The 15,699-nt window shown below is 65.2% G+C and carries 24 protein-coding genes; 9 read left to right on the top strand and 15 right to left on the bottom strand.

Annotation, left to right across the window (positions count from 1 at the left end; translation table 11 throughout):
* Positions 1 to 36 precede the first annotated feature (36 nt).
* From ACVW17_RS29620 to ACVW17_RS29605, 4 genes are all read right to left on the bottom strand, one after another.
* The gene (locus ACVW17_RS29620; protein WP_456755147.1) at positions 37 to 594 is read right to left on the bottom strand and encodes a dihydrofolate reductase; all 558 of its coding nucleotides are present in this window, start codon (positions 592 to 594) and stop codon (positions 37 to 39) included.
* A gap of 81 nt (positions 595 to 675) precedes the next feature.
* Complete coding sequence (locus ACVW17_RS29615) at positions 676 to 1,680, bottom strand: polysaccharide deacetylase family protein (RefSeq protein WP_456755146.1); 1,005 nt, start codon at positions 1,678 to 1,680, stop codon at positions 676 to 678.
* Between the two features lie 163 nt (positions 1,681 to 1,843).
* Complete coding sequence (locus ACVW17_RS29610; RefSeq protein ID WP_456755145.1) at positions 1,844 to 2,413, bottom strand: glutathione peroxidase; 570 nt, start codon at positions 2,411 to 2,413, stop codon at positions 1,844 to 1,846.
* Positions 2,414 to 2,633: 220 nt separating this feature from the next.
* Entirely contained in the window at positions 2,634 to 4,358 is a 1,725-nt protein-coding gene (locus ACVW17_RS29605) for a L,D-transpeptidase family protein (RefSeq protein WP_456798185.1), read from the bottom strand.
* A gap of 224 nt (positions 4,359 to 4,582) precedes the next feature.
* Here ACVW17_RS29605 and ACVW17_RS29600 point away from each other — a divergent pair, with 224 nt between their 5' ends.
* On the top strand, positions 4,583 to 5,143 hold the full coding sequence (locus tag ACVW17_RS29600) for a CreA family protein (protein ID WP_456755144.1): 561 nt from the start codon (positions 4,583 to 4,585) through the stop codon (positions 5,141 to 5,143).
* Between the two features lie 43 nt (positions 5,144 to 5,186).
* On the opposite strand, the gene ACVW17_RS29595 is transcribed toward ACVW17_RS29600, so the two are convergent.
* Positions 5,187 to 5,405, bottom strand: a complete 219-nt coding sequence (locus tag ACVW17_RS29595; protein WP_456755143.1) for a hypothetical protein — start codon at positions 5,403 to 5,405, stop codon at positions 5,187 to 5,189.
* Between the two features lie 435 nt (positions 5,406 to 5,840).
* Between ACVW17_RS29595 and ACVW17_RS29590 the strand changes: the two genes are divergently transcribed.
* Together ACVW17_RS29590 and ACVW17_RS29585 are read left to right on the top strand one after the other, a co-directional pair.
* Positions 5,841 to 5,999 (top strand): hypothetical protein, encoded by a 159-nt coding sequence (locus tag ACVW17_RS29590; RefSeq protein WP_456755142.1) that lies wholly within the window; start codon positions 5,841 to 5,843, stop codon positions 5,997 to 5,999.
* Between the two features lie 39 nt (positions 6,000 to 6,038).
* Positions 6,039 to 6,434 (top strand): hypothetical protein, encoded by a 396-nt coding sequence (locus ACVW17_RS29585; RefSeq protein ID WP_456755141.1) that lies wholly within the window; start codon positions 6,039 to 6,041, stop codon positions 6,432 to 6,434.
* A gap of 55 nt (positions 6,435 to 6,489) precedes the next feature.
* On the opposite strand, the gene ACVW17_RS29580 is transcribed toward ACVW17_RS29585, so the two are convergent.
* Genes ACVW17_RS29580 through pdxR form a run of 3 tightly spaced genes read right to left on the bottom strand, consistent with a single transcriptional unit; the run spans position 6,490 to position 8,446 of the window.
* A complete protein-coding gene (locus tag ACVW17_RS29580; RefSeq protein WP_456755140.1) occupies positions 6,490 to 6,723 on the bottom strand; it encodes a DUF6719 family protein in 234 nt (77 codons plus the stop codon).
* Positions 6,724 to 6,734: 11 nt separating this feature from the next.
* Entirely contained in the window at positions 6,735 to 6,884 is a 150-nt protein-coding gene (locus ACVW17_RS29575) for a hypothetical protein (RefSeq protein WP_456755139.1), read from the bottom strand.
* Positions 6,885 to 6,931: 47 nt separating this feature from the next.
* Positions 6,932 to 8,446, bottom strand: coding sequence for a MocR-like pyridoxine biosynthesis transcription factor PdxR (pdxR, locus tag ACVW17_RS29570; RefSeq protein ID WP_456755138.1), 1,515 nt, complete (start codon positions 8,444 to 8,446; stop codon positions 6,932 to 6,934).
* Positions 8,447 to 8,517: 71 nt separating this feature from the next.
* Between pdxR and ACVW17_RS29565 the strand changes: the two genes are divergently transcribed.
* Together ACVW17_RS29565 and ACVW17_RS29560 are read left to right on the top strand one after the other, a co-directional pair.
* On the top strand, positions 8,518 to 9,243 hold the full coding sequence (locus tag ACVW17_RS29565; protein WP_456755137.1) for a pyridoxamine 5'-phosphate oxidase family protein: 726 nt from the start codon (positions 8,518 to 8,520) through the stop codon (positions 9,241 to 9,243).
* A 56-nt stretch (positions 9,244 to 9,299) separates the two neighbouring features.
* A complete protein-coding gene (locus ACVW17_RS29560; RefSeq protein ID WP_456755136.1) occupies positions 9,300 to 10,577 on the top strand; it encodes an ArgE/DapE family deacylase in 1,278 nt (425 codons plus the stop codon).
* 16 nt (positions 10,578 to 10,593) lie between these two features.
* Here the strand turns inward: ACVW17_RS29560 and ACVW17_RS29555 are convergent, their stop codons facing one another.
* Positions 10,594 to 10,821 (bottom strand): hypothetical protein, encoded by a 228-nt coding sequence (locus ACVW17_RS29555; RefSeq protein WP_456755135.1) that lies wholly within the window; start codon positions 10,819 to 10,821, stop codon positions 10,594 to 10,596.
* On the opposite strand from ACVW17_RS29555, the gene ACVW17_RS29550 reads away from it, so the two are divergent.
* Positions 10,820 to 11,218, top strand: coding sequence for a PaaI family thioesterase (locus tag ACVW17_RS29550; RefSeq protein ID WP_456755134.1), 399 nt, complete (start codon positions 10,820 to 10,822; stop codon positions 11,216 to 11,218). The two genes, ACVW17_RS29555 and ACVW17_RS29550, sit on opposite strands and share 2 nt — an antisense overlap.
* A gap of 140 nt (positions 11,219 to 11,358) precedes the next feature.
* Positions 11,359 to 11,982, top strand: a complete 624-nt coding sequence (locus ACVW17_RS29545) for an N-acetyltransferase family protein (RefSeq protein ID WP_456755133.1) — start codon at positions 11,359 to 11,361, stop codon at positions 11,980 to 11,982.
* A gap of 81 nt (positions 11,983 to 12,063) precedes the next feature.
* Here the strand turns inward: ACVW17_RS29545 and ACVW17_RS29540 are convergent, their stop codons facing one another.
* The 3 genes from ACVW17_RS29540 to ACVW17_RS29530 form a co-directional block, all read right to left on the bottom strand.
* On the bottom strand, positions 12,064 to 12,372 hold the full coding sequence (locus ACVW17_RS29540; protein WP_456798184.1) for a hypothetical protein: 309 nt from the start codon (positions 12,370 to 12,372) through the stop codon (positions 12,064 to 12,066).
* 114 nt (positions 12,373 to 12,486) lie between these two features.
* A complete protein-coding gene (locus ACVW17_RS29535; protein WP_456798183.1) occupies positions 12,487 to 12,762 on the bottom strand; it encodes a putative quinol monooxygenase in 276 nt (91 codons plus the stop codon).
* A 16-nt stretch (positions 12,763 to 12,778) separates the two neighbouring features.
* On the bottom strand, positions 12,779 to 13,462 hold the full coding sequence (locus ACVW17_RS29530) for a DUF2161 domain-containing phosphodiesterase (protein WP_456755130.1): 684 nt from the start codon (positions 13,460 to 13,462) through the stop codon (positions 12,779 to 12,781).
* A gap of 143 nt (positions 13,463 to 13,605) precedes the next feature.
* Here ACVW17_RS29530 and ACVW17_RS29525 point away from each other — a divergent pair, with 143 nt between their 5' ends.
* Entirely contained in the window at positions 13,606 to 13,950 is a 345-nt protein-coding gene (locus tag ACVW17_RS29525; RefSeq protein WP_050401415.1) for a GrlR family regulatory protein, read from the top strand.
* A gap of 28 nt (positions 13,951 to 13,978) precedes the next feature.
* On the opposite strand, the gene ACVW17_RS29520 is transcribed toward ACVW17_RS29525, so the two are convergent.
* From ACVW17_RS29520 to fabG, 3 genes are read right to left on the bottom strand one after another with little or no spacing between them, the layout of a single operon-like run.
* Complete coding sequence (locus ACVW17_RS29520) at positions 13,979 to 14,227, bottom strand: ParE family toxin-like protein (RefSeq protein WP_456755129.1); 249 nt, start codon at positions 14,225 to 14,227, stop codon at positions 13,979 to 13,981.
* Complete coding sequence (locus ACVW17_RS29515) at positions 14,224 to 14,433, bottom strand: hypothetical protein (protein WP_456755128.1); 210 nt, start codon at positions 14,431 to 14,433, stop codon at positions 14,224 to 14,226. Before ACVW17_RS29515 ends, ACVW17_RS29520 begins: the two co-directional genes overlap by 4 nt.
* Positions 14,434 to 14,482: 49 nt before the next feature.
* Complete coding sequence (fabG, locus tag ACVW17_RS29510) at positions 14,483 to 15,163, bottom strand: 3-oxoacyl-ACP reductase FabG (RefSeq protein WP_456755127.1); 681 nt, start codon at positions 15,161 to 15,163, stop codon at positions 14,483 to 14,485.
* A 127-nt stretch (positions 15,164 to 15,290) separates the two neighbouring features.
* On the opposite strand from fabG, the gene ACVW17_RS29505 reads away from it, so the two are divergent.
* Positions 15,291 to 15,698, top strand: a complete 408-nt coding sequence (locus ACVW17_RS29505; RefSeq protein ID WP_456798182.1) for an SGNH/GDSL hydrolase family protein — start codon at positions 15,291 to 15,293, stop codon at positions 15,696 to 15,698.
* Position 15,699: the final 1 nt, after the last annotated feature.

Below are 15,699 nucleotides of genomic sequence, written 5' to 3'. Positions count from 1 at the left end.
GTATCGCTTCGCTCCACCCATCCTGCTACGGGGCCGTCAACCCGCGCGCCGCCACGGCGTGACGCTGACATCCTGCGCGGCGTCGATCAGCTTTGACGCACCGGCGGCGAGGCCGTGCGCTGCCAGTACCTGCTGCGGGGTGCGGGCAGGGACGCCGGGAAAGCACGGCTCGCCGTCGGGGATATGCACATTCGGTGCGACCGAGAGCCAGAACGTGTCGTAGCGGTCCATGAACATGCCGAACACGCCGGGGCCACCGATGATCGCGACCATGCCCGCGGTCACGCCGGCCGCGCAGCTCGCGGTCTCGAACGGGCAGCCGGCGGGATTCCACAGCAGCGCCTTCGGATTGTCAGGGTCCGGCGCTGTCGCCGCGACCTTGGTCGTCAGGATCAGGCGGCGGCGCTTCGGCGCGTTCGGCTGCTCTTCCTGGGAATGGCGGCCGTGGACGATGAGATCGGCGCGCTCGAGCGCCGCGGTGAAGAACTTCTTGTCGCCCTCGATCTTGAGTTCGTCGGGCATCACATTGCGCGCATTCGCCAGCCGGCCGTCGGCGGAGACGATGACGAAACCCTCGATACGCAACGCTGACATGGGAGTCTTTTTCTGACGCGTTTTCTTCACGCGAACCGGGGGTCCACTTCGCTCGAAAACGCTTTGCGATCGCCGATGCGGCTACTGATCGACCGTGGTGACGACGCTGTTCACCGGCCGCGAGCTCACGGTCGGCAGCTTGACGTCCTTGGCGAGCTCCTGCTCGTATTGCGGCAGCACGGTCGCCGGGAACTTGGCGCGCATCGCGACCACCTTGTAGCCGCCGGCCTTGAGCTGCGTCAGCAGCGTGGGCAGGGCTTCCGCGGTGTGCTTCTGGAAGTCGTGCATCAGGATGATGCCCTTGCCGAGCTTGGCGAGCTTCTTCATTACGGTGTCGATCACCTGCTGCGAGTTCTTCGACTTGAAGTCGAAGGAGTCGAGATCGCAGGAGAAGATCGCGATGTTGCGGTTGCCGAGATAGGTGACCATTTCCGGCGGATGCTGCAGCGCCGGGAAGCGGAAGAACGGCGAGGGCGAGGTCTCGAGCGCCCACTTGACCGCGGCAAGGCCGCGTTCGATCTCGTCCTTCTTCTGATCCTCGGTCAGCTTCTTGCTGTTCAGATTTTCGTGCGACCAGGTGTGCGAGCCCACGGTGTGGCCGGCGGCATAGACCTGACGCAGGATTTCCGGATGGTAGGTGGCGTGTTTGCCGATCGGGAAGAAGATGCCCGTGGTGCACTCGTCCGCCAGCGCCTTCAGCACCGCCGGCGTGTTGCCCGGCCACGGACCGTCGTCGAAGGTCAGCACCACCTCGTGGTCGCGCAGGAAGTCGAGCTGCTTGAAATGCTCGAAGCCGAAGCCGGGACCGCCGGTGGTGTCGATCTCGACGGTGCGGGCGACGCCGAGCGCGTTCGGATTGTTGCAGGCGGCGCGCGCCGGCTGCGGCGCTTGCTTCGGCGGCACGGGGGCGGCCGCCGCAGTGGCGGGCGCGGGCGCCGCGGCGGCAGGCGCCGGAGCTGCGGCCGCGGGAGCTGCTGCCGGCGCTGCGGCGGCGCCCTTGGCGGGCGGCGTCTGCTGCGACCAAGCTGCGCTCGACGCGAGCAACGATACGGTCCCTGCGAAAATCAGACCTGCTGCAATGCGCATGGCGTGTTCCCTGCTGATCGCGCGCCGGGCTGCGGTCTTGCCGCGACCGGGCCGCTTCGCCCCCAACCGATCGTACCCTAGTCGCAGTGGCGACGCCAAGGCAATGAAGGTGGCCGGCGCGACTCAAAAATCCTCAGTTAATTCCGGGGATTATCGCGGCGCCTCAAGCGACCGCCAAGGCCCGTGCGATCCCGGTCTTGATGCGGGTGTCGTCGGGTGTGACCGACTCAGGGAAGACGTCGGCGATATAGCCGTCGCGGCCGATCAGGTATTTGTGAAAGTTCCAGCGTGGCACGTCCTTCGGCCGGGCCTCGGCCGCCCAGCGGTAGAACGGATGCGCGCTGGCACCCCTGACCACCGCTTTCGCCGCGATCGGGAAGGTGACGCCGTATTGGTGCTGCGCGGTTTCGGCGATCTCGGTCGGACCGCCGGGCTCCTGGCCGCCGAAATCATTGGACGGTACGCCGATGATGACGAAGCCGCGCTCGCGGAATTCGGTCCACAATTGCTGCAAGCCGGCATATTGCGGCGTGAAGCCACAGAGCGAGGCGGTGTTCACGATCATCAGGGGACGGCCGGCATAGTCGGCCAGGCGAATCTCGCCGCCGTCGAGGGCCGGGAATGAGAAGGCGTAGGCCGTGATCCGGCTCATCGCGGGCTGCTCGGCATGCAGCGCGCGGGAGCCTGCGGCCGCGGCGAACGCCGCCACGATCAGTGTCCTGCGATCCATCATGGTCTCGTCCCCGGAACAGATGCGAGGGAGATCATAGTCCAGTGGGGCAGGCGCGAGGTTTCAAGAAGGCGTTATAGCTGGACGCGAGTAGCCCGGATGGAGCCAACGGGTCGCGCGGACGCGCGCCCGATGACGGGCTCCGCGCAATCCGGGGCCGCGCCTTCAGCGGACAGAGCAGTCCCGGATTACGCTGCGCTTCATCCGGGCTACGACCGCTGGTCTAACGCAGCGGCAGGATGAAGTCGGTGCCTTCGCCGGTCTCGCCCTGGTTGACGCCGAGATCGGAGACGATGATCGATCCGCCGCTGCCCAGCGCCTCGTTGATCCGCGCCATCACGTCCGACGGAATCGAGATGCGGTCGAGCGCTTCGGCCGGGCTGTCCGTCACGGGCTGTGGCTTGGCCTCGACCGGCGCCGCGGCTGCCACCTTGCGGCGATGCGCGGCCCGCTCCTCGACGTCGATGCGGGCGGCGTTGCGGCTCGGCAGCGTCACCACCGACCAGCGCAGCAGGTTCGCGTCGCTCTTGTCGGCTTCCGCCGTGAACACATGGGTGCCGAGCGGCCGGTCGCTTGCCGCGATCGTCACCGGCACGTCGAACAGCGGCGCAAAGTTCTGCCGCACATAGAGCTTGGAATCCTTGCGGCTGATGAACACGGCGATCTGGCCGGCGCGCTTCGACACGTCGATCTTGGCGAGGCCCGGCAGCCGTGCCGGGTCCTTCTTGGCATCGAGGCTATCGGCTGCTGTCGCTGCCTCGGCGGGATCGGCCTTGGGCGCTTCGGTCTTCGAAGGATCAGCCTTCGATGCATCCACCTTCGGCTCGTCGGCCTTGGGCGCTTCGGCGACGGCGGGCTTGGCGGCGTCCGGCTTCGGCTCGTTGGCCTTCGATTCATCGGCCTTGGCTGCCGCCTTGGCCGCGTCATTCGCGGAGACCTCGGACTTCGCCGTGTCAGTGCTGCCGGTGGTTTCACCGACCGTCTTGTCATCGGCGGCGACGGAATTGGTTTCGGCCGGCCTGTCGGCCGCGGTCTCGGGCTTCGTCGGCTGGGACGGATCGGCCGCGATCTTCTCCGCAATGGCATCGCGCGCGGAGGAGGCATCGGACATCGTCGCCGAGGCGCTCGCCGCCGGCATCGCGCCGCTGGCGTCGGCGGTGTGGGTGTTGTCGCGCAGCGAGGCGGTATGGCCGACGCTGCTGCGCAGATCGAGCCCGGACTGCTTGTCGGCGCCCTTGTCGCTCTTCACGCCGAGCGGCGCATCCATCTTCAGGATGTCGTCGGCAACCGGCTGCTGCGGCGCGACCCTCTGCGTCACCAGCAGCGGATGCGAGAAGTTCTCCGGCGAGATCGTGCCCGGTGTGACGAACACGCGAGCGCCCATCCGCGTCCAGTTGTACATCTTGACCGCAAACGACATCGGCATGCGGATGCAGCCATGGGAGGCCGGATAGCCGGGCAGCACACCGGCGTGCATCGCGATGCCCGACCAGGTGATGCGCTGCATGTACGGCATCGGTGCGCCGCTATAGATGTTGGACTGGTGGTACTTCTGCTTCTGGATGACGCTGAAGACACCCATCGGGGTCGAATGCCCCTTCATGCCGGTCGACACCGGGCTCTCGGCGTAGAGGCCGTTCGAGTCGTAGACGCTGACCCGCTGCTGATCGATCGAGACCGAGATGATGAGAGGACCCTGCGGCTTGCTGCCGGTCTCCTTCTGGGTCGCCGGGGTCTTCTTCGCTGTGCTGCGCTTCGGCTTTTGCCGGTGCGGCGCCGGCATCGGCTCGACCTCGCCGTAAAAGGCGGAGTCGCGGTTCCAGTAATAGAGGGCTGCGTCAGCGTGCGTGGAGGCGGCGACGGTGCCGGCCGCCGTCAGAATTGCAAACTGCCAGAACCGCCCATTCGCAGAATCAAAAATCGAAATCCGACGTCCGCCTGCGCGCATATTCCGAATCCCAGTCCAAACTACCTGTTTGTTGTCGCAGACGCACAACGCGTTCACCAGCGCAAGCGATCTAACCCTTCCGTGAGCGGGGTATTTTCGACGAAAGCGTAGCAAAAAAGCCTCACAAGAGGTTAAACGCCCCGGTCTGATCACCGAACTGTCAGCGCCTTCCTGTGCGGCGTTTGCGCACTACATAGGCGGGACCCACCCCCGCGGAGACCTCCATGACGTCGAGAACTGTGAGCCTGTGTGACGTGCGACCGTTGTCACGATGGGGGTGCGCGGCGCTCTTGATGTTGCTGGCGGTGGGGCAGGCCGCACCCGCGGCCGCGGCTGACGAGCCGGACCTGATCTTCCGCCGCTCGACGGTATTCAAATGGATGAGCCCCAACGACAAGCTCGCGACCTATGGCGTCGACGACCCCGAGGTCGAGGGGGTAGCCTGTCACTTCACGGTGCCGGAGAAGGGCGGCTTCAAGGGCTGGCTTGGCCTTGCCGAGGAAGTTTCTGATATCTCATTGGCTTGCCGGCAGATCGGGCCGATCCGCTTCAAGAGCAAGCTCGGCCAGGGCGACGACATGTTCAGCAAGCGCCGGTCGCTGTTCTTCAAGAAGATGCAGATCGTGCGGGGCTGCGACGCCAAGCGCAACGTGCTGGTCTACATGGTTTATTCGGACAGACTGATCGAGGGCTCGCCGAAGAACTCGACGTCATCGGTGCCGATCATGCCTTGGGGCGCAGCCGATGCCGCCGCCGTCCAGAAGTGCAGCGAGTTCATTCAGTAGGAGAAGCAGCGGCTTGCCCGGGTCGGCTGATGCGGCGAGTGAGTTAGCTTTTGGGCTGCCCGAACGGCTTCGCCCCGATGGCGAGGCCTGGCTTGAGCTTCGAGTCGCGGCAGCCGACGAGGCGGACCAGCTTCTGCGGTGCGCACTCATTGTCGCCCATCACATACGCGCCCTGCTGCGGCATCGCGGCCGTCATCTGTTGCTGCTGGCCGGATTTGCTCGCCGCGGATTCATTGCCAACACCGGTGTTGCCATTGCCCACGACTGATATCCTTCGTTGGATTGGGATTGCGACAACGTGCCACCGCGAAGTTGGTTGCACGGTGCCCAGATGAGTCGGCCGGCGAGCTGCCCGGTTCAGCAACGCCGTTGGCCACCCTTGCGGTGCTGCGTCCTGTCTCAGCAGAGGAAAGTTAAGAAAGCGCCGCAGCCCGCTCAATGCGCGAGATAATTCCCAACGGGGGTGCGCGGCGGTCGCGGCGCGCGAAATCTTGAACGCGCGGACTGTCGCCGCGCCGGTACTGAATACATTGGTGTTTTTCGGCTGATGTTTCGTGGTTCCCCGGTCGACGAAACAATTCTCCCGCCGACGAAACCATTTTCGGCTTGTTCCGCAGAACTCCGGAAACGCCAGATCGTTATCAAACCGTCAACACAACGGCGCCGGGCGTCGGATCGAAATGACGGAGACAGATACATGCGGACCATCAGCCTGATCCTCGCCTTCGCGTTCGTGATGGCCGGTTCGTCGATGGCCGGCACGCCGGACAACGGTTTGCCCGGGATCGGCACCTTCTCCTATAACGGCTCGCCGGTCATCACCTCGGCCCCGATGGTGATGGCGCAGGCCAACTGAGCGCGACGCGAAAAACAGACCTGCCGGCAAAGGCTCCCCATGTTGCTCCGTATCTGCTCCGCCGCGATGTTCGCATCGCTTGTTTTGGCGGGTTCTGCGCAAGCCCAATCCCAACTCCCGCTGGAGTCGATGCAGATCCGGTCGCTGTACCGGGTGCCTGAGCCGCGCGACGAGTTCGTGCGCCAATGCGCGCCGCACATGCTCGGCCGCTGGGCGCATCCCGAGGCCGTCTGCGGCTGCCTGCACGATCATGCGGCTGCGACGGTTGACGATCCCGATCTGCGCCAGGCGCTGCTGCGCGGCATCAGCGAGACCGGCGTGCCGACCATCGAGACCGACTGGGTGCCGCCGTCCAAGCAAAACGAGATCGGCCCGACCTTCACCAAGATCGCCAAGCCGACGCTGCAATGCATGTTCGAGCCGGTCTCGAACTGAGCGGCGCGTTAGCGATGCAATGACGAAGCAGGCGCCTCGCGGGAAGCGGGGCGTTTTACTTTTTGGCGAGGCGCGGCACGCAGCTTTGGGTCCGCACCACGCCGTTCTGGCTCAGCTTGGCGCCGACGACCTGCTTGATCTGCCCGGCCGGGCAGGAGCCGTCGTCGACCAGCACGCGCTGACCGACCCGAAGGTCGACGATATCGGCCTCGCGCATCACGGTTTGCGCGGACGCAGAGCTTGCCAGCGCGACGGCGCCGATCAGCGCGACCAATCCGATGCGCGGCATCGCGGCCTCCCTCATTTGTTCTGGATCTTGACCCCGTCGGGGCCGACATTGATCTGCAGACCTTCGGGCTGCTTCTTCGCCTGATACAGGTTGTATCCGAGCATGCCTGCGATCACGATCAGCGCGCCGATCACGAGATACAGGACGTTGCGATTGGGCATCCGGTATCTCCGTAAGCGGACACTGACCAAAACGCGGGCGACCATAGTCAGATGGCTGCGATTCTCCTAGAGCGCCGCGGCTTGGCAGATGACTTGATGGATACCTTGCGCGCCGCGCGTAGCGCAGTCAGCGTTGTCTTCGCCAGTTGTTCCGCCGACGCGACAAGTTGCGGAACCGGATGACCGGAAAATCCCAGCACGAAGCCGGGCAATGGCTGCGCGCGATGATAGGTCTCGGCGAGCAGCCAGCCGCCGACGCCGGCGTTGGCCTTTGCTTGGGCTGCAACCAGCGGATCGGTCGCGGGATCCAGGCGTGCGACGAGATGCAGGCCCTGTGACGGCACGGGAACCGTGAGCTCGCCTTCGGATGCATTTTGTAGGGTCGACGCCAGCACATCGCGTGCCTCGCGATAGAGCTTGCGTGCCTTGCGCAGGTTGGCGGCGAAGGCGCCGGAGTTCAGCATGTCGGCCACGGCGCCTTCCATCAGCGTGCCGGGAAAGCGGTCGAGCGCGGCGCGCGCCGCCGTGACCGGACCGATCAAGGCTTCGGGCAGGGCGCAATAGCCGATCCGCAATCCCGGAAACAGCGTCTTGGCAAACGTGCCCATGTAGATCACGCGGCGCAGATGATCGATGCCGGCGAGCGACAGCAGCGGCGCGCCGTCATAGCGGAACTCGCTGTCGTAATCGTCCTCGAACACGAACGCGCCGGCGTCGCGGGCCCAGTCGAGCAGCTCGAGCCGGCGCGGCATCGACATCTGTACGCCGAGCGGAAACTGGTGTGATGGCGTGACATAGGCGGCGCGCGCTGCCGGCGCGGATGCGCGTCCCTTGTCGATGCGCATGCCGGAGCCATCGACCGGCACCGACACCGGCCGATAGCCGCAATGCTCGATCGCGCGGCGCGCGGCCGGATAGCCGGGATCCTCGCACCAGACCTGGTCGCCGGGCTTGAGGATCGCCCCGAGTACGATGCGCAACGCGTGCAGCGTGCCCGACGCCAGCATGATCTGGCCGGGGTCGCAGCGCAGCCCGCGCGCCGACAGCAGATGGTCGGATATCGCCGCGCGTAATTCGCTGCTGCCGCGCGGATCGCCGTAGTGCAGATGCTCGGAGCCGAAGGCGCGCAGCCTGCGGCCGGCAAAGGCACGGAAGCGCTGCAGCGCACGCTCGTCGATATGGGTACAGCCGAGCGACAGCGCATTGTGCTGCGGCGGCTCGATCTCGATCCTGGCGTGTCGCGGCGCGGTCGCCTGGGCGGGAATGCGCGCGGCGACGAAGGTGCCGGAGCCGGTGGTCGCCACCGCAAAACCGTCGGCGATCAAGCGCTCATAGGCGGTGGTGACCGCGTTGCGGCGGAAGCCGGTCTGCTTGGCGAGCGCTCGCGACGGCGGCAGCGGCTCGCCCGGCTTGACCAGGCCGCCGACGATGGTGTGGCACAGCGCCTGATAGAGCCGCTGCTGCGAGGCTGCGCCGGCCGTGACATGCGGGCCGCTGAGGTCGAGCGGCAGCTCCGGCTTGCGCGCCGCGGGCGTCCGGGAATTGGTCGGAATTTTTCGCATGGAATTGGCACTATCGCAGACCAAATGAGCAGCTACAACTCTGGACAGATTCCAGATCTGACGAGGTTACCGTGACCGAAGGCGCATCCACTCCGTCCTACCCCCTATCGTCCCGCAACCGGGTCAAGCGCAGGCATGACCGCGGCTTCTACGACCACGCCACCGTGCACAAGATCCTGGACGCCTCGATGCTGTGCCACGTCTCCTATGTGATCGACGGCCAGCCCTACTGCACGCCGACCTTCTTCTGGCGCGAGGGCACCAGGCTCTATTGGCACGGCTCGAGCGCAAGCCGCATGCTGGAGAACCAGTCGGAGGGGCAGCGCGTCTGCCTGACGGTCGCGCATCTCGACAGCCTGGTGCTGGCGCGCTGCGGCTTCAACCATTCGGCCGACTATCGCGCGGTGATGGCGTTCGGCTCCGCCTATCTCGTGACCGATCCCGCGGAGAAGGAGCGGGCCATCGTCGCGATGGTCGACCGCTTCTTCCCCGACCGCACCGCGGGCCTGCGCGCCAGCAGCACGCAGGAGATCAAGGCGACCTCGTTCATCGCGATGGAGATCGAGGAGGCTTCGGCCAAGGTTCGCGCCAAGGGCGTCGCCGACGACGACGAGGACTACGAGCTGCCGATCTATGCCGAGCGCATTCCGGTGCGCACCGTGCTCGGCGCGCCCGAGCCGTGCCCGCGGCTGCTCGACGGCGTGACGCGGCCTGCGACGCTCGATGGCTATTCGGAAGGCCGTCTCCTCGAAGATGCATTGCGGGATGCCTATTTTGCGCAATACCCCGCCGGGTGAAATCGGGCTACGCTGCGGCTCCCGCTTTTTTCTGATATCCCCCATGGAGCCAAAGCATGACTGCCGAGACGCCACAACGAATCCTTGCCGCCGTTGACGAAGGATTCGATGCGCAGCTTGCGACGACGCAGGCCTTTGTCGCGATCCCCTCGACCCGCGGTGCCGAGGGGCCGTGCCAGGACATGATCGGCGACCTCTTGCGCGAGCGCGGTTATGAGGTCGACGACTGGCACATCAATCTCGACGATCTCAGGGATCTGCGCGGCTTCGGCCCGATCGAGCATGATTTCTCCAGGGCGCGCACGGTGGTCGGCACTTACCGTCCGGCGACCAATGCCGGCAAATCGCTGATCCTGCAGGGCCACTGCGACGTGGTGCCGACCGGTCCGCTGGAGATGTGGGAGACGCCGCCGTTCTCGCCCGTGATCAAGGACGGCAAGATGTACGGCCGCGGCGCCTGCGACATGAAGTCCGGCACCATCGCCGCGCTTTATGCGCTCGATGCGATCAGGAAGGCCGGCCTCAAGCCAACGGCACGGATTCATTTCCAGTCCGTGATCGAGGAGGAGAGCACCGGCGTCGGCGCGCTCTCGACCTTGCAGCGCGGCTATCGCGCCGATGCCTGCTTCATTCCGGAGCCGACCAACGGCAAGATGATCCGCTCGCAGGTCGGCGTGATCTGGTTCCGTCTGAAGGTGCGCGGCTTCCCGGTGCATGTGTTCGAGGCCGGTGCGGGCGCGAACGCGATCATGGCGGCGTATCACCTGGTGCACGCGCTGGAGAAGCTCGAGATCGCCTGGAACGAGCGCGCCAAGGCCGACCGCCATTTCAAGGACGTCAATCATCCGATCAACTTCAATCCCGGCATCATCAAGGGCGGCGACTGGGCCTCCAGCGTGCCGGCCTGGTGCGACGTCGATTGCCGCATCGCGGTGTTGCCGGGCTGGTCGATCGCCGAGTGCCAGAAGGAGATTCTGGCCTGCGTGTCGGCGGCGGCGCGCGACCATCGCTTCCTGTCCAACAATCCGCCGCAGGTGGAATGGTCGGGCTTCCTGTCGGAAGGCTATGAACTGGTGAACTCCGAGGCGCCGGAAGCCGCCTTCGCCAAGGCGCATCAGGCGGTCTATGGCGGCGCGGTGGAAGATCGCGCCTTCACCGCACTGACCGATACGCGCTTCTACGGGCTGAACCACGACATCCCGAGCCTCTGCTTCGGCGCCAGCGGCGCGGCGATGCACGGCTTCAATGAATATGTCGAGCTGGACTCGCTGCGGAAGGCGACCAAGGCCATGGCGCTGTTCGTCGCGGAATGGTGCGGGGTGGAGAAGGGCTAGCTTCGTTCTCTCCCTGTCATTGCGAGCGAAGCGAAGCAATCCATTTCACCACATACAGAGACATGGATTGCTTCGTCGCTTCGCTCCTCGCAATGACGGCGGTTGGATTCATGCGCGCTCCGCCCACAACGCCTTCACGAACGTCATGGTCGCCATTACCTCGGACGTCATTGCCGGGCTCGGCCGGGCACTCCATCATGCCGGTACCAATCTCGAAGAAGGCCACGAAGCAGGGAGTGTCCATGACGCCGCTCGAAAAGATCCAGTCGATGAAGATGCCGTTTGCGGAGTTGAAGGGCGTCAGCTTCATCGAGGCCAGCCAGGATCGCGTGGTCGCGAAGATGCTGGTGCGGCCGGAGCTCTGCACGCTCCATCACACCATCCACGGCGGGGCGGTGATGGCCTTCGCGGATTCGGTCGGGGCCGCCGCCACCGTGATCAATCTGCCTGAGGACGCCAAGGGCACCACGACGCTGGAGAGCAAGACCAATTTCATCGGCGGGGCCAAGGAGGGAGCGACCGTGATCGCGACGGCAACGCCGGTGCATCGGGGGCGGCGGACCCAGGTTTGGCAGACCAGGCTGGAGACCGAGGATGGCAAGCTGGTCGCCGTGGTCACTCAGACGCAATTGGTATTATGATGAGGCAATGATGTGATTTTACGATCACATCATTGTTTACTTAAATGAATCTAGAGACTTGAATTATATGCTGCGACGCACAATATAGGGCCTGCTAGGGACTCGACGCCTCCTCGAGGGCTACCAAGAGGAGTTATGAAATGAACTATGATTCCATCCGTGCGACGGCTGCCACGGGCACCGTGCGGACGTTGAGCCAGCAGGAGGAACTTCCTCTGCTGCGCGATCACCTGCTGCGACTGGACCGTACCAGCCGCCATGATCGTTTTCATGGCTTCATCGACGACAGCTTCATCCGCCGCTATGCCGAGCGTTGCGCCAACGACGGCACGGTGATCATCGCCTATTTCGAGGACGGGGTCGTCCGCGGTGCGGCCGAGCTGCATCCGCCGGAGCAATCTCCGGATGCGCAGCCCGAGATCGCCTTCAGCGTGGAGCGGTCGGCCCGCCGCAAGGGCGTCGGCAGCACGCTGTTCCGCAAGCTGATCGCCGAGGCCCATGCCAAAGGCTATGAGAGCCTGCGCATCACCACCGGCGCGCAGAACGATGCGATGCGTGCGCTTGCCATCAAGTTCGGTGCGCAGCTGACCTTCCGTCACGGCGAGTCCACCGGCAGCATCGATCTGACCGAGCAGCGCCAGGCTGAACCGGCGCCGGCCGCTGCACCGGTGACACCGGTCGAGGCCGCCCGCGCGATCGTCGACATGAACCGCGCCTATTGGCGCATGGTGATGCAGATGTCCGGCTGGGGCCGGGCCGCCTGAGTACATGCTTCACATCAAATGCAAAAAGGGCAATCCGCTCAGCGGATTGCCCTTTTTCTTTGAGCTAACGGATGTTGTTTCTCAGATGCCGGTGCGCTTGGCGGGCGCGAGACGGCGAACCACGCGGCGCTCGACCACGACAGAGCGCTGCGCGCCCTGTTCGCCGGCGATCACGCGGGTCGCGGTGCCGGTGCGGGCGCTGACGCGCGCGGTCTTCTTCACCTCGGCCAGCACGTCGTCATAGGGCAGGCCCATCAGGGACGATGCGATCTCGGCCTGGGCCTTCACGTCATCGGTGATGCCGATGGCCGCGAAGATTGCCTCCTCCAGCGTCGGCGGATCGTGCCGCACGCGCCTCGTGCCGTATTTGGTGTTCCAGTCTCCGCTCATCGCCGCCTCATCCTTGAATCGCGGGAGATACGTAAGGCGCCCAATGTTGCATTGCAATATGAATGTGGGATGGCAATCCAGCCATGCAGCTAGAGTCTCTCAATCTTGTGAGTGTCATAAAGTTCGATGGTGGTCGCGGCCGCCGCGAGAGATTGCAGCGATCGGACAAAATCGCGTGACGCGGGCACCGCGAAGTGCGCCGCCAGCGCGGCCCCGGTCGGCCCATTGCTCGAAAAACACCAGCCTGAGCGGGTTCTCGCAGTCGACATGGACCGCGTGCGAGATGCAGCCGGGCTCGGTGCGCGAGCGATGGACGTGTGCGAGGCTCAGCCGTCGCACCTCGTCGAACGTCTCGGGGCGGGCGGTGATGTTGCCGGTGACGACGATCATGATCTCCCCCAGTCGGTTACGGGGCGGCTTCGGCCCCTGATGCAGTGATCGGCTGCTGCGGCCAGCGCTTCAGCGCGGCCCGGCCGGCATCGGTCAGCACATAGATGCCGCGCTCGGCACGGTCGAACCAGCCATAGACATTGTGCTGCAGGATCTTGCCGGCGTCGGGAATATCCGTGCGCAGGTCCCGCACCCGGCGCGGGCCGCCCGACATCGCAGAGGCGCAGGCCAGCGCCTGCTGGCGGTAGGCGGTCATGATCGGCGCACGGGTCGAGCCACCCATGGCCGGATCGCCCTTGCGCTTGCGGTGCTCGGCGATCAGGCGCGAGCGCTTCTTCGGATTGCGCCGGATCGCCGTGGTCGGCGGCGGCACCAGCACCTCGACGTCGCCGCGGTCGGTGACCCCGAGCATGCCGAAGCCGAGCCGCCGGCACAGATTGCGATAGCGCGCGTCGCTCTCGCGGCCCTTGCCGCGGGCCGACACCTTGGCCGCGATCCAGACCTCGTCGGCGGCCGCAGCGCGATCGACCGCCTGCAGGATCAGTTCGAGATTGAAGGCGAGTTTCAGTTCACCGATCACGACGATGGGCGGATCGTCGCCGCTCAGCGCCACGAGGTCGCAGCCGCCGATCTCGCCCTTGACCGCGAAGCCGAGCTTTTCCAGGAAGTGCTTGACGGGCAGATAAAGCGCGGTTTCCAACGGTAAGGGCTCCGGCGGCCGATCTGGCCGCGACTCAATTCGCAGCAGCATAGCCCGGATCGACCGCTGCCGACGTGGACGGAATTTGCTCAGATCGTGCCCGAGCGGCTATTGTGAGGCCGGGACAACGGCGTGACCACATCATGATCCGGAACGGGCTCTATCACATCACCGTCGAATTTCTCGACGGCGTCTCTGGCGGCAACCAGGGCGTCATGGTGCTGCGCGACGGCCAGATGCGCGGCGGCGACTCGTTCTTCTTCGCCCATGGCAGCTACACCGCGGCCGATGGCAAGTGGAAGGGCGAGGTCACCAACGAGGAGCATTCGCCGACCTATGGCGAGCGCCCGGTGTGGGAACGCAAGGTGGTCACCATCGGCTTCACCGGCACCTATACTGACCAGACCGCCGAGGGCGACGGCATGGCACTCGCCGGCAAGCAGAGTATCCGCTTCAGGTCGAAACTGCGGCTGCTGGTTGCGGATTGAGGCGCGGTGCTGGCCGGTCTCGCCGGCGTCAGCTGATCAGGCGATCTGCGTGGGAGCCGATCCAGAACCAAAGATATCCTTCGCCTGTTTCGACGGCGAGCGCGCGATAGCGCATGCCGACCCGAACCGACCAAAATCGCCCGACCTTCTTGAACTGGAGAGATGGATGGCGAGGATTGCGCTTCAATAGCGCAAAGTTCGCGTCGGCGAGCTCCCGGATATGAACAGGCAATTGCTGGTAGGCAGCCCAAAATTTGGGGGAGGCCGCGTGCTTCACAAGTCGCGCGACTGCCCGGCGCGATGCGCTGCCAGGGCTTCGTCCGCCAAGGCGTCGAGTTTCCCGGCCTTTGCGTCTCGTTCGATCGCTGCATCGAAGCGCTCCGCATCGAACGCTTCAAACCAGGCACGAAAACGGGCCAGTTCGCGAGGAGGAAGCTGTTCGACGGCCTTTTCGATATCTTCCGCAGTAGTCATGACCAACATATGGCATCGGCCAGATCGAGCGGAAAGGCGTCGCGATGAAGCCGAGCGCCTAAACCCGCCCGTTGACCGGCAGCAGCGCGCCGGTGACGGCGCTGGCGGCATCGCTGGCGAGGAACAGGATCACCTCGGCGAGTTCCTTTGGCGTCACCCATTTGGAGATATCGCCCTTCGGCATCGCGGCGCGATTGGCCGCGGTGTCGATGATCGAGGGCAGCACGGCGTTGACCGTGACCTTGCCCTTGAGCTCCGCGGCGAGCGACTCGGTGAGACGATGCACGCCGGCCTTCGAGGCGGCGTAGGGGCCCATGCCGGAGGCGGCCTGCAACGCGCCGAGCGCGCCGATATTGACGATGCGCCCGGCGCCGGACCTGACGAGATGCGGGATGGCGGCGCGCGACGTGTTGAAGGCGGTCATCACGTTCATCGCATGCATGCGCTGCCAGGTCGCGGGATCGCCGTCGCTCACCGCTTCGAAGGTGAAACCGCCGGCGATGTTGATCAGCCCGTCGAGCCGGCCGAAATGCGCGGCCGCCTTGTCGATTGCGGCCGCGGCCTGCGCCGTGTCGGTCAGATCGATACCGCCAAGCTCGATACGCTCGGCGGTCGCCGCAAGCGTTGACGCCGCATGATCGATGCCGGCGACGCGCGCGCCGCGCGCCAGCGCTTCCTCGGCGACCACTTTGCCAAGCGCGCCGAGGGCGCCGGTGATGACGATGGCTTTTCCGTTCATGGCGGGTCTCCGTACGCACGAGCTGGCTGAGTGCTCACTATGATCAGGCGGAATTCATTTGCAATGCCGCCAAATTCGTCTCCCACTGCGCGCATTGATAATTTCGTTCACCTCAAGGGTGTTTGCGATGCCGACACTGAGGCCCTGCGAATCCCATCTCGACATCGTCAAGTTCAGCTATCCGATGCCGCATTTCGCGGAAGCGCTCCGGCATCAGCGCAAGATCAAGGTGGTGGCGCTGGGATCATCGTCAACGGCGGGCGCCGACAATGTCCTGCCGTTCCCGCCGCGGCTCGAAATGCTGCTGCGGCAACGCTTCTTCGGCCGGATGATCGACGTGATCAATCGCGGGGTCGGCGGCCAGGAAGCACCGGAAGAGTATTCGCGCATCGAGTCCGATGTGACCGCCGAGGCGCCGGTGCTGGTGATCTGGCAGGTCGGTACCAACGCGGTCTACAAGAGCTACAATCCGGCCGAGGTGCGCGCCACGCTGGAGGCAGGTCTCGACGTGCTCGCCGCGCTGCCGCTCGCGTGAT

This window comes from Bradyrhizobium sp. USDA 4473, assembly GCF_054063335.1.
This window is presented reverse-complemented; position numbering and strand designations above follow the sequence as displayed.

What these genes read in the sequence shown, in the direction of transcription:
- ACVW17_RS29620 (WP_456755147.1), bottom strand. Translation starts at nt 594, where the DNA reads ATGTCAGCGTTGCGTATCGAGGGTTTCGTCATCGTCTCCGCCGACGGC.
- ACVW17_RS29615 (WP_456755146.1), bottom strand. Translation starts at nt 1,680, where the DNA reads ATGCGCATTGCAGCAGGTCTGATTTTCGCAGGGACCGTATCGTTGCTC.
- ACVW17_RS29610 (WP_456755145.1), bottom strand. Translation starts at nt 2,413, where the DNA reads ATGATGGATCGCAGGACACTGATCGTGGCGGCGTTCGCCGCGGCCGCA.
- ACVW17_RS29605 (WP_456798185.1), bottom strand. Translation starts at nt 4,358, where the DNA reads ATGCGCGCAGGCGGACGTCGGATTTCGATTTTTGATTCTGCGAATGGG.
- ACVW17_RS29600 (WP_456755144.1), top strand. Translation starts at nt 4,583, where the DNA reads ATGACGTCGAGAACTGTGAGCCTGTGTGACGTGCGACCGTTGTCACGA.
- ACVW17_RS29590 (WP_456755142.1), top strand. Translation starts at nt 5,841, where the DNA reads ATGCGGACCATCAGCCTGATCCTCGCCTTCGCGTTCGTGATGGCCGGT.
- ACVW17_RS29585 (WP_456755141.1), top strand. Translation starts at nt 6,039, where the DNA reads ATGTTGCTCCGTATCTGCTCCGCCGCGATGTTCGCATCGCTTGTTTTG.
- ACVW17_RS29580 (WP_456755140.1), bottom strand. Translation starts at nt 6,723, where the DNA reads ATGCCGCGCATCGGATTGGTCGCGCTGATCGGCGCCGTCGCGCTGGCA.
- ACVW17_RS29575 (WP_456755139.1), bottom strand. Translation starts at nt 6,884, where the DNA reads ATGCCCAATCGCAACGTCCTGTATCTCGTGATCGGCGCGCTGATCGTG.
- pdxR (WP_456755138.1), bottom strand. Translation starts at nt 8,446, where the DNA reads ATGCGAAAAATTCCGACCAATTCCCGGACGCCCGCGGCGCGCAAGCCG.
- ACVW17_RS29560 (WP_456755136.1), top strand. Translation starts at nt 9,300, where the DNA reads ATGACTGCCGAGACGCCACAACGAATCCTTGCCGCCGTTGACGAAGGA.
- ACVW17_RS29550 (WP_456755134.1), top strand. Translation starts at nt 10,820, where the DNA reads ATGACGCCGCTCGAAAAGATCCAGTCGATGAAGATGCCGTTTGCGGAG.
- ACVW17_RS29555 (WP_456755135.1), bottom strand. Translation starts at nt 10,821, where the DNA reads ATGGACACTCCCTGCTTCGTGGCCTTCTTCGAGATTGGTACCGGCATG.
- ACVW17_RS29545 (WP_456755133.1), top strand. Translation starts at nt 11,359, where the DNA reads ATGAACTATGATTCCATCCGTGCGACGGCTGCCACGGGCACCGTGCGG.
- ACVW17_RS29540 (WP_456798184.1), bottom strand. Translation starts at nt 12,372, where the DNA reads ATGAGCGGAGACTGGAACACCAAATACGGCACGAGGCGCGTGCGGCAC.
- ACVW17_RS29535 (WP_456798183.1), bottom strand. Translation starts at nt 12,762, where the DNA reads ATGATCGTCGTCACCGGCAACATCACCGCCCGCCCCGAGACGTTCGAC.
- ACVW17_RS29525 (WP_050401415.1), top strand. Translation starts at nt 13,606, where the DNA reads ATGATCCGGAACGGGCTCTATCACATCACCGTCGAATTTCTCGACGGC.
- ACVW17_RS29515 (WP_456755128.1), bottom strand. Translation starts at nt 14,433, where the DNA reads ATGTTGGTCATGACTACTGCGGAAGATATCGAAAAGGCCGTCGAACAG.
- fabG (WP_456755127.1), bottom strand. Translation starts at nt 15,163, where the DNA reads ATGAACGGAAAAGCCATCGTCATCACCGGCGCCCTCGGCGCGCTTGGC.
- ACVW17_RS29505 (WP_456798182.1), top strand. Translation starts at nt 15,291, where the DNA reads ATGCCGACACTGAGGCCCTGCGAATCCCATCTCGACATCGTCAAGTTC.